Origin of the sequence: Pseudomonas sp. BF-B-15 (genome assembly GCF_019946675.1) — a bacterium.
Taxonomy (GTDB): Bacteria; Pseudomonadota; Gammaproteobacteria; order Pseudomonadales; family Pseudomonadaceae; genus Aquipseudomonas; species Aquipseudomonas migulae.
On record NZ_JAGYFZ010000154.1, the window covers coordinates 1 to 9,806 of the forward strand.

The following is a 9,806-nucleotide window of genomic DNA, read 5'->3' on the forward strand; positions in this document are numbered from 1 at the left end:
GCGGCATATCTGCAACATTGATTTGACTGACGCACCGCAATCGCCAGCAAGCCGGCTCCTACAAGGTTGTGGTGTTCACTCAATAATCGAAGAACACCGTCTCCGCATCCGTGCCTTGCAGAATCACATTCCACTGATAAACACCGGTCGCATCCTGCTTCGCCAGCAAGGTATTGCGACGCTCGGCCGGCACGCACTCCAACAGCGGGTCGGCGACGTTGGCCGGCTCGCCATCAAAGTAAATCCGCGTCAGCAAGTGCTTCACCAGCCCGCGAGCAAACACCAGCACCACCAGGTGTGGCGCCTGGGTCGAACCTTTCAGGCCTTCCACTGTGCCCGGTTTGATCGTGGTGAAGCGGAAGCGCCCTTCGGCATCCACCGGGATCCGGCCAAAGCCTTCGAAGTTCGGGTCCAGCGGTTTGGCCTGATCGTCTTCGGGATGGTCGTACTTGCCGGCGGCGTTGGCCTGCCAGACTTCCAGCATCGCGTCGTTGACGATGTCACCGTTGCCGTCGATGACTTGCCCGGTGATCGCCACGCGCTCGCCCAGGGTTTGTTCGACGGTCAGGTTTTCGCGGTTCAGCCAGGTCAGGCCGATGTGGTAATACGGCCCGACGGTGTGGGACGTGGTCGCAGTCAGCGTCATCTTATTTCTCCATCGGCGTGGCGTCGCGGCCCCGCAAGACGATGTCCCAGCGGTAACCGAGGGCATAGGAAGGGATGGTTTTTTCCAGGTCGAAACTGGCGATCAAGCGCTCTTTGGCGCTGGTATCGGGCACGCAGTTGTAGATCGGGTCGTACGCCAGCAACGGGTCGCCGGGAAAATACATCTGCGTGACGAGGCGCGTCAGGATGCTCGGCCCGAACAGCGAAAAATGGATGTGCGCCGGACGCCAGGCATTGTGGTGGTTGCCCCACGGATAAGCGCCGGGCTTGATGGTCTGGAATTGATACCAGCCATCGGCGTCGGTCACGGTGCGGCCGGTGCCGGTGAAGTTCGGGTCCAGCGGCGCGTCGTGCAGGTCACGGGCATGGTTGTAGCGACCGGCGGCGTTGGCCTGCCAGATCTCCACCAGAATCCCCGGCACCGGCAGACCGTTTTCATCCAGCACGCGGCCGTGAATGATGATGCGCTCGCCCAGCGGCTCGCCCTTGTGCTGGGCCGTCAGGTCATTGTCCTTCTCGTTGACGCGTTCGGCGCCGATGGTCGGACCGGTAATTTCCGACAACGAATGAGGCAAAAACACCAACGGCTTCGACGGTGAGCGACGGTTGGTGGATTGATACGTCGGGTGCAGGTACTCCGGCTGGGTGCCTTCCTGCGGGCGACGGTAACCAGGCTTGTCAGTCATTTCGCTTTCCTCAGTTCTTATTGTCACTGCTGTGGGTCAGACCCGTTCGATGGCCAAGGCCAGACCCTGGCCAACGCCGACGCACATGGTCGCCAGACCTTTCTTGCCACCGGTTTTTTCCAGCTGATGCAACGCCGTCAACACCAGGCGCGCACCGCTCATGCCCAACGGATGGCCCAAGGCAATGGCGCCACCGTTCGGGTTGACCTGCGCCGCGTCGTCCGCCAGGCCCAGTTCACGCAACACCGCCAAGCCTTGGCTGGCGAAGGCTTCGTTGAGTTCGATCACATCGAAATCGCTGACCGCCAGGCCGAGGCGTTCGGTCAGTTTGCGCACTGCCGGCACCGGGCCGATGCCCATGACACGCGGTGCGACACCGGCGCTGGACATGCCCAGCACTTTGGCGCGAGCGGTCAAACCGTGTTTCTTCACCGCTTCGGCCGAAGCCAGAATCAGTGCCGCCGCGCCGTCGTTCACACCCGACGCATTGCCGGCGGTGACGGTTTTGTCGGGACCGTTGACCGGTTTCAGTTTGGCCAAGGTTTCCAGCGTGGTATCAGCGCGAGGATGTTCGTCCTGGCTGACGACGGTTTCACCCTTCTTGTGGGCAATCCGCACTTCAATGATTTCTTCCGCGAAAAATCCTGCAGCTTGCGCGGCGGCAGTCCGCTGCTGACTGCGCAGGGCGAACGCGTCCTGATCCTCGCGGGACACTTCGTAATCGTCCGCCACGTTGTCGGCGGTCTGCGGCATCGCATCGACACCGTATTGCGCTTTCATCAACGGGTTGATGAAACGCCAGCCGATGGTGGTGTCTTCCAGCTTCATGTTGCGCGAGAACGCCGCATCGGCCTTGCCCATAACGAACGGTGCGCGGGACATCGACTCGACGCCGCCGGCAATCGCCAGTTCCATTTCACCGCTGGCGATGGCGCGGAACGCGGTACCGATGGCATCCATGCCCGAAGCGCAGAGGCGATTGAGGGTCACGCCCGGAATGGTTTCCGGCAGGCCCGCCAACAGCAGCGCCATGCGCGCCACGTTGCGATTGTCTTCACCGGCCTGGTTGGCGCAGCCGAGGAACACCTCGTCCACGGCGTTCCAGTCCACCGACGGGTTGCGCTCCATCAATGCCTTGATCGGCACAGCGGCCAGGTCGTCGGCGCGAACCGCCGACAGGCCACCGCCGAAACGGCCGATGGGGGTGCGAATCGCGTCGCAGATATAAACGTCACGCATCACGCTTCTCCGGGTGCTTGGCCGTGGGCGGCGGCGGTGCGGGCTTCCAGATCCCTGAGCGCCTTGAGTTCAACCTCGGTCGGCTCGGCGGTGTGTTCAACAGTGTCGGCGAAACGAATCGCCCAACCGGTGGCCGCAACCACTTGCTCGCGGGTCACGCCAGGGTGCAACGCCGTGACCACGAATTCATGGGTGCCCGCTTCCGGTTCCATGATGCACAGGTCGGTAATGATGCCGACCGGACCGGCGCCCGGCAGACCCAGACGCTTGCGCGAATCGCCGCCCTCGCCATGGCCGACCGAAGTGATGAAGTCGAGCTTGTCGACGAAGGAACGCGACGACTGTTTAAGGATGATCAACACGCTTTTGGCCGAACCGGCGATTTCCGGCGCGCCACCGGCGCCCGGCAGACGGACTTTCGGTGCGTGATAATCGCCGACTACCGTGGTGTTGATGTTGCCGAAGCGGTCGACTTGCGCGGCGCCGAGAAAACCGACGTCGATGCGCCCGCCCTGCAACCAGTAGCGAAAAATCTCACCGGTCGGGACGACGGTGTCAGCGGTTTCCGCCAGTTCACCGTCACCAATCGACAGCGGCAATACACTCGGCTTGGCACCGATCGGACCCGATTCATAGATCAGGACTACGTCGGGCGAGGACGTCAGCCGCGCCAGGTTGGCCGCTTTCGACGGCAGGCCGATGCCAACGAAGCACACCGAACCATTCTTCAGTCGGCGAGCGGCGGCAACGGTCATCATTTCATTGGTGGTGTAAGTCATTACTTCGCCTCCGAAGCAGCGGCCAGCTTGGCCTGGAACTCGCTGAAGTCAGCGCAGCCATGGATGTACTCGTTGATCCACGCGGTGAAGGTTTCACGGTCGCGGGCAATCGGGTCCCAGGCCTGATAGAAACGGTTGTCACGCTCGTTGTAGCCGTGGGCGTAAGACGGATGCGCACCGCCGGGAACATGGCAGACAGCGCTCAACGCCCAGGTCGGCAGCACGCAGGAGTTCATCGGTGCGTTGAGGTCGTCGACGATTTCTTCGACGGTGACGATGCAACGCTTGGCGGCCAGTGCGGCTTCTTTTTGCACACCGAGGATGCCCCAGAGCAGCACGTTGCCTTTACGGTCGGCTTTCTGCGCGTGGATCACGGTGATGTCCGGGCGCACCGAAGGCACGGCGGCCAACACTTCGCCGGTGAACGGGCAGGTAACGGATTTGATCAGCGGGTTGACCTTCGGCAGGTCGGAACCGGCGTAGGCACGCAGCACCGCGAACGGCAGGCCGGAGGCACCAGCGACGTAGGCGTTCGCCAGGTCGGCGTGGCTGTGTTCTTCGATTTCCAGCGGGTGCGGCCACTGCTTCTCGACCGCATCACGCAGACGGTGCAGCGAACCCACGCCCGGGTTGCCGCCCCAGGAGAAAATCAGCTTGCGAGCACAACCGGCGCCGATCAACTGGTCGTAGATCAGGTCAGGCGTCATCCGTACCAGCGTCAGATCTTTCTTGCCCTGACGAATGATTTCATGACCTGCCGCCGTAGGGATCAGGTGAGTGAAGCCTTCGAGCGCAACGGTATCGCCGTCGTTAACGAATTGCTTCACCGCGTCGTGCAGCGAAAGGATTTCAGCCATGGGGCAGGCTCCCGTTTTGTTATGAACCGACAGTGGTAGAAAAAGGCGCGATGCGCGCGCCGGAATGACTAGAGAGTAAGCCCCATAAAAACGCCAAACAATCCGATAATCGACTGAGTGTTCGTTTATCGAACAGATTGTTGTTTGGCTACCGATCCCAAAAAGCTTCGCGGGCAAGCCTCGCTCCTACAGGTTCGTTGATCCCTTGTAGGAGCGAGGCTTGCCCGCGAAGAGGCCATCAAACCCACTGAAGATTCTGAAACCCGGACTCAGGTCGCATCCGCATGGCTGACCATGCCCTTGATCACCACCGCCGTAGTCGCCAACGCCGCCGGAATCACCAGCGCCGTCAGCACTTGTTCAAAGTTCCAGCCCAAACCCAGCAACGTCGCGCCCATCCACGCCCCGAGGATCGCGCCAAAGCGACCAATCCCGAGCATCCACGACACGCCCGTCGCCCGCCCTTGAGTCGGATAAAACCGCGCCGCCAAAGAAGGCATCGCCGATTGCGCGCCGTTGACACACATCCCCGCCACCAGCACCAGGGTTGCCAACAGCGTGATGTTGCCCAGGCTCTGCCCTACCGCGTAGGCAAACACCCCGGCCAGCAAGTAGAAAGTGCCGATGACTTTGTGCGGATTGAACCGGTCCATCGCCCAGCCCACGCCCACGGCGCTCAACACGCCGCCGAACTGGAACAGCGCGCCGATAAACGCCGCTTGCTCCATGCTCGCGCCACTGTCACGCATCAGCGTCGGCAGCCAACTGGTCAGCAGGTAAACGATCACCAGGCCCATGAAGTAGGTCAGCCACAACAACAAGGTGCCGGTGCTGTAAGTGCCGGAGAAGATCACCGCAAACACGTTGCGCGCCTTCACGGTTTTCTGTTCCGGCACACTGAAGCTCGATGCCTGAGCGACAACGCTCGGATCGATCGGCGCCAGCGCCTTGCGTACCTTGTCGGTGCCGCGATTGCGCACAACCAGGTAACGCGCCGATTCCGGCAGCCAGAGCAGCAAAACGACGGTGAGGATCAGCGGCAGAATTCCGCCGATCAGCAACAGGCTGTGCCAGCCGAACGCCGGAATCAGCTTGGCCGAAATAAACCCGCCACCGGCCATGCCGAGGTTGAAGCCGCAGAACATGCTGGTCACCAGCAGGGATTTTTTGCGCTCCGGGGTGTATTCCGACAGCAACGTCGTGGCGTTCGGCATGCCGGCGCCCAGGCCCAGGCCGGTCAGGAAGCGCAGCACCAGCAATTGATCGACATTGGTGCTGTAAGCCGACGCCAGGCTGAAGGCGCCAAACAACAACACGGCGCCCACCAGTACGACTTTTCGCCCGAAGCGGTCAGCCAACGGGCCGGAACCCAGTGCGCCGAAGACCATGCCGATCAACGCCGCACTCATCACCGGGCCGAGGCTGGCGCGATCGATGCCCCAGTCCTGGGACAGTGCCGGCGCGATGAAACCCATCGCGGCGGTGTCGAGGCCATCGAGGAAGACAATCAGGAAACACAGGATCACCACTCGCCACTGGTAGCGCGAAATGGGTTGAGCATTGATGAAGGACTGCACGTCGAGGCAGTTTCCTACAGCAGACTGAGGCTGGTTCATTATTTTTATTCCACGCAAGAACGCAGTCGGACAGGTGCCAGCCTAGGCTGGCGCTGCCGCGACATTAGTGATCCTGGGGAAAGTGCGTCAATTCGTTAAACGCGAGTCTGGGCGATTACCGAACAGCTTAGGCAAACAGCTGGGCGCTGAGGTTGCGGCTGGCCGCCAGCAGACCCGGCAGGAACCGTTGCTCCAGCTCGTTGCGGCTGACCCGGCCGGCGTGCGTGCTGACGTTGAGCGCCGCCACCACTTGCCCGGAAGCGTCGTACACCGGAACGGCAATTGAGCGCAGGCCTTGTTCCAGTTCCTGATCGACGATGCACCAGCCTTGTTGCCGTACTTCCTGCAGGCACTCGAGCAACGCTTCGGGGGTATGCAGAGTGCGACTGGTCTTGGCTTGCAGGTCGGCATGGTCGAGGTATTCGCGCAGCGACGTGTCGTCCAGTGCCGCGAGAAGAATCCTGCCCATGGAGGTGCAATAGGCGGGCAGGCGTCCGCCCACCGACAGGTCCACCGAGATCAGACGCTGAGTGGTCGCCGAGCGGGCGATGTACAAAATGTCGTCGCCTTCCAGCGTGGCCATGTTGCAGGCCTCATGAAGTTGCTCGCTCATACGGTCGAGGTAAGGCTGGGCCGACACCGCCAACGGGGTCGAGGACAGATAGGCATGGCCGAGGGTCAGCACTTTGGGCAGCAGCGAATAGGTGCGACCGTCGGTGGTGGCGTAGCCGAGTTTGATCAGGGTGTGCAGGCAACGTCGCACAGCGGCGCGGGGAATTTCCGTGCGGTGACTGATCTGGGCGATGGTCAAATGCCGTTTGCGCTCCTGGAACGCTTGCACCACGGCCAGGCCACGGGCCAGGGACGTCATGAAATCCGGGTCGCCGGTCAGGGCCTGGATCCGCTTGGCGGGCGACGCGACTATCGGCGGCGCTACTGAAGCGAAGGAATTGCGCATTTGCTCGTTCATATCAGGTCCTTTTCCCACACGGATCGGCGAAGGCTATTACATGCGGCCCCGGGTTCGGCACACAAGCCACAGGCAGCCAAGATCGGGCGATTATCGAACGGGCGACCGATAATCGCAATCAGCCCTATGGACGCGACAGTCGCTGTGCAGGTTTCGGCTCGTTCCCTAATACATGTTTTACCTTTGCTTGAACCCGCCGTTAAAGCCCCCCATATAAGCTTTAACTTGTTCGGCTTAATGACGCCAGAAAGACATCACTGCTAAGTGACCACAAAACTTTCAAGTAACAAAACAATCACACATTGCCATTCATTTTTAACTCGTTGGCGATAGTGTTCTGCAAATCGACCGCTATAATGCAACTCAGTGACCCCTCGGTTTTTACTTGCCGATTGCGTCACCCGGCAGCACGATGTTCCATCGCGGCTGCCCGCAGCAAGTGCCTGTCGTTCATTTCATATGCTCCGCCAGCGCGCTCGCTGAAACAGGAATCTGATGCTACGTCAGCCGTTTTGCTCTGGTGCCGTGGCCGCCTGCAACATGGAAGTATTGATTGCCGTGTCGTAAAACGATGCCTTTGCGGGCATTGTCCTTTCGGCGAGCGTGGTCAATGCATTTGCTGCAGCGCGATTTACCAGAATTAATCTCAACCCATACAGGTAGCACTGTGACGAAAGACGAACTGCGCGCGGAACTTGAGCGCCAGGAACAACGTTACAAGGAAGTTTACGGCGGGGAAGTCACCACCTACGCCGCTCAGCCCGAACCGGAACGCAAACCCTGGCGTAAACGCGCCACCGTTCAGGACCAGGCTTTTTCCCAGGAATTGCAGAAGATGGAAAAGGAACTCAAAGCCGAAGAGCCATGATTGCCCCGGCCTGATTCCTTTCAAGGGCCCGCGCCTGCCCCCGTTAAAAGCGGGAAGCAATGATGTTGCCATTCGCGCCCGCTACGAGCGGGCAGCGGCCTCCTCATCCATCTGATGAGGCAAATGGCTCATGTCTGGCCCTCTTCTCAGATATTTCACACAAGCGTTCAAGCCTCTCGCCTACAGGAGAGAAACCCTTGTGCCTGCGGGCTTTCCAAAGAAATTCAACGACTTGCAAAACCCGGTAAAAACCCGGCGCCTGGGCTATTTCCGCAAACTAATTCGTTGAAGAATGTTACCGATGAGCAGCTAGTGCATCGATTAGCAGTCTTTTCTGGCATAATCGCGCCCCCTTATGACCGGGTCAGAAAACCTTCATGATCGATTTATTCAGCGGACTGGATGCTTGGGTGCTTGTGAGCCTCTTGCTCGCCCTCGCCTTTGTCCTCGCCTTCGAGTTCATCAACGGCTTTCATGACACTGCAAACGCGGTGGCCACTGTTATCTACACCAAAGCCATGCCGCCTCATCTGGCCGTGTTCTTTTCCGGTGTGTTCAACTTTCTTGGCGTGCTGCTGGGCGGTGTCGGCGTGGCGTATGCCATCGTCCACCTGCTGCCGGTAGAACTGCTGATCAATGTGAACACCGGTCACGGGCTGGCCATGGTGTTCTCGTTGCTCGCCGCCGCCATCACCTGGAACCTGGGCACCTGGTACTTCGGTATCCCGGCCTCCAGCTCCCACACGCTGATCGGTTCGATCCTCGGGGTCGGCCTGGCCAACGCCCTGATCAACGACATTCCGTTGGCCGATGGCGTGAACTGGCAGAAGGCGATCGATATCGGTGCCTCCCTGGTGTTCTCGCCAATGGCCGGCTTCCTGGTCGCCGCGCTGATTCTGATCGGCCTTAAATGGTGGCGTCCGCTGTCGAAGATGCACAAGACGCCGGAACAGCGCCGCAAGATCGACGACAAGAAGCATCCACCTTTCTGGAACCGCCTGGTGCTGGTGATCTCGGCCATGGCCGTGAGCTTCGTGCACGGTTCCAACGATGGTCAGAAAGGTATCGGCCTGATCATGCTGGTGCTGATCGGTATCGTGCCGGCGCAGTTCGTGCTCGACCTGGGCAGCACCACGTACCAGATCGAACGGACTCGCGATGCGACCCTGCACCTGAGCCAGTTCTACAAACGCAATGCCGATACGCTGGGCGAGTTCCTGGCACTGGGCAAAAGCGTGGAAGGCGATCTGCCGGAGAAATTCCGTTGCAACCCGAAACAGACCGAACCGACCATTTCCGCCCTGCTCGACACCCTTAAAGGTGTGGCCGATTACCACTCGTTGTCGGCGGAAAGCCGCATCGAAGTGCGTCGCTACCTGCTCTGCCTGGACGACACGGCCAAGAAAGTCAGCAAACTGCCAAGCCTCGCGGCCCGTGAAAAGGCTGACCTGGACAAGCTGCGCAAAGACCTGACAACCACCACCGAATACGCTCCGTTCTGGGTAATCCTGGCGGTCGCACTGGCTCTGGGCCTCGGTACCATGGTTGGCTGGAAACGCGTGGTACTGACCATCGGCGAGAAGATCGGCAAGCAAGGCATGACTTACTCCCAGGGCATGTCGGCGCAGATCACGACGGCGAGCCTGATCGGCATGGCCAACATCTTCAGCCTGCCGGTGTCCACCACCCACGTTCTGTCTTCGGGCGTGGCCGGCACTATGGTCGCCAACAAAAGCGGCCTGCAAGGTGGCACCGTCAAAACCATCCTGCTGGCCTGGGTCCTGACCCTGCCGGCAACCGTGGGCCTGTCGGCCGGCCTGTTCTGGCTGGCGTCGAAGGCACTGGCCAGCTGATACATCGCTGCAACGAAAAAGGCGCGTTCCGTGAGGTTCGCGCCTTTTTTAATCGCTGTGTTTTAGTGAACTTCACGAAGCACGCGAGCTGGGGGGGCGGTGTTGGATGGGGTGCATATCCGTTTCTGCGGTGATGGCGGCTATGGGTTTCGCCCTTACGGCGAGTCACTTGGAAGAGCCCCAAGTAACCAAGGGCTCTTGCCCCTTTCGTTCGGTGCCTCGCCTAGGCTCGGCATGCCCTCGCTCCGGTCCTGCTCCGTGGGCCCGCCGCC

At 60.5% G+C, this 9,806-nt stretch carries 9 protein-coding genes; 2 read left to right on the top strand and 7 right to left on the bottom strand.

What is annotated here, in order from left to right:
* Window positions 1-79 precede the first annotated feature (79 nt).
* The 7 genes from pcaG to pcaR form a co-directional block, all read right to left on the bottom strand.
* Window positions 80-646 carry a protocatechuate 3,4-dioxygenase subunit alpha gene (pcaG, locus tag KGA97_RS27995; RefSeq protein WP_008025646.1) on the bottom strand — a complete coding sequence of 189 codons (567 nt, stop codon included), beginning with the start codon at window positions 644-646 and terminating at the stop codon, window positions 80-82.
* A gap of 1 nt (window position 647) precedes the next feature.
* A complete protein-coding gene (pcaH, locus tag KGA97_RS28000) occupies window positions 648-1,352 on the bottom strand; it encodes a protocatechuate 3,4-dioxygenase subunit beta (protein WP_008039436.1) in 705 nt (234 codons plus the stop codon).
* A 36-nt stretch (window positions 1,353-1,388) separates the two neighbouring features.
* Window positions 1,389-2,594 carry a 3-oxoadipyl-CoA thiolase gene (gene pcaF, locus KGA97_RS28005; protein ID WP_177318175.1) on the bottom strand — a complete coding sequence of 402 codons (1,206 nt, stop codon included), beginning with the start codon at window positions 2,592-2,594 and terminating at the stop codon, window positions 1,389-1,391.
* The gene (locus KGA97_RS28010; RefSeq protein ID WP_008025640.1) at window positions 2,591-3,370 is read right to left on the bottom strand and encodes a CoA-transferase subunit beta; all 780 of its coding nucleotides are present in this window, start codon (window positions 3,368-3,370) and stop codon (window positions 2,591-2,593) included. Before KGA97_RS28010 ends, pcaF begins: the two co-directional genes overlap by 4 nt.
* On the bottom strand, window positions 3,370-4,227 hold the full coding sequence (locus KGA97_RS28015) for a CoA transferase subunit A (RefSeq protein ID WP_008025638.1): 858 nt from the start codon (window positions 4,225-4,227) through the stop codon (window positions 3,370-3,372). Before KGA97_RS28015 ends, KGA97_RS28010 begins: the two co-directional genes overlap by 1 nt.
* Window positions 4,228-4,496: 269 nt before the next feature.
* Window positions 4,497-5,843, bottom strand: a complete 1,347-nt coding sequence (locus KGA97_RS28020) for an MFS transporter (RefSeq protein ID WP_008039434.1) — start codon at window positions 5,841-5,843, stop codon at window positions 4,497-4,499.
* A 127-nt stretch (window positions 5,844-5,970) separates the two neighbouring features.
* The gene (pcaR, locus tag KGA97_RS28025) at window positions 5,971-6,813 is read right to left on the bottom strand and encodes a pca regulon transcriptional regulator PcaR (protein WP_008025635.1); all 843 of its coding nucleotides are present in this window, start codon (window positions 6,811-6,813) and stop codon (window positions 5,971-5,973) included.
* Window positions 6,814-7,480: 667 nt separating this feature from the next.
* Here pcaR and KGA97_RS28030 point away from each other — a divergent pair.
* Together KGA97_RS28030 and KGA97_RS28035 are read left to right on the top strand one after the other, a co-directional pair.
* Complete coding sequence (locus tag KGA97_RS28030; RefSeq protein WP_007903846.1) at window positions 7,481-7,681, top strand: hypothetical protein; 201 nt, start codon at window positions 7,481-7,483, stop codon at window positions 7,679-7,681.
* 377 nt (window positions 7,682-8,058) lie between these two features.
* On the top strand, window positions 8,059-9,534 hold the full coding sequence (locus tag KGA97_RS28035; protein WP_008025627.1) for an inorganic phosphate transporter: 1,476 nt from the start codon (window positions 8,059-8,061) through the stop codon (window positions 9,532-9,534).
* Window positions 9,535-9,806 lie beyond the last annotated feature (272 nt).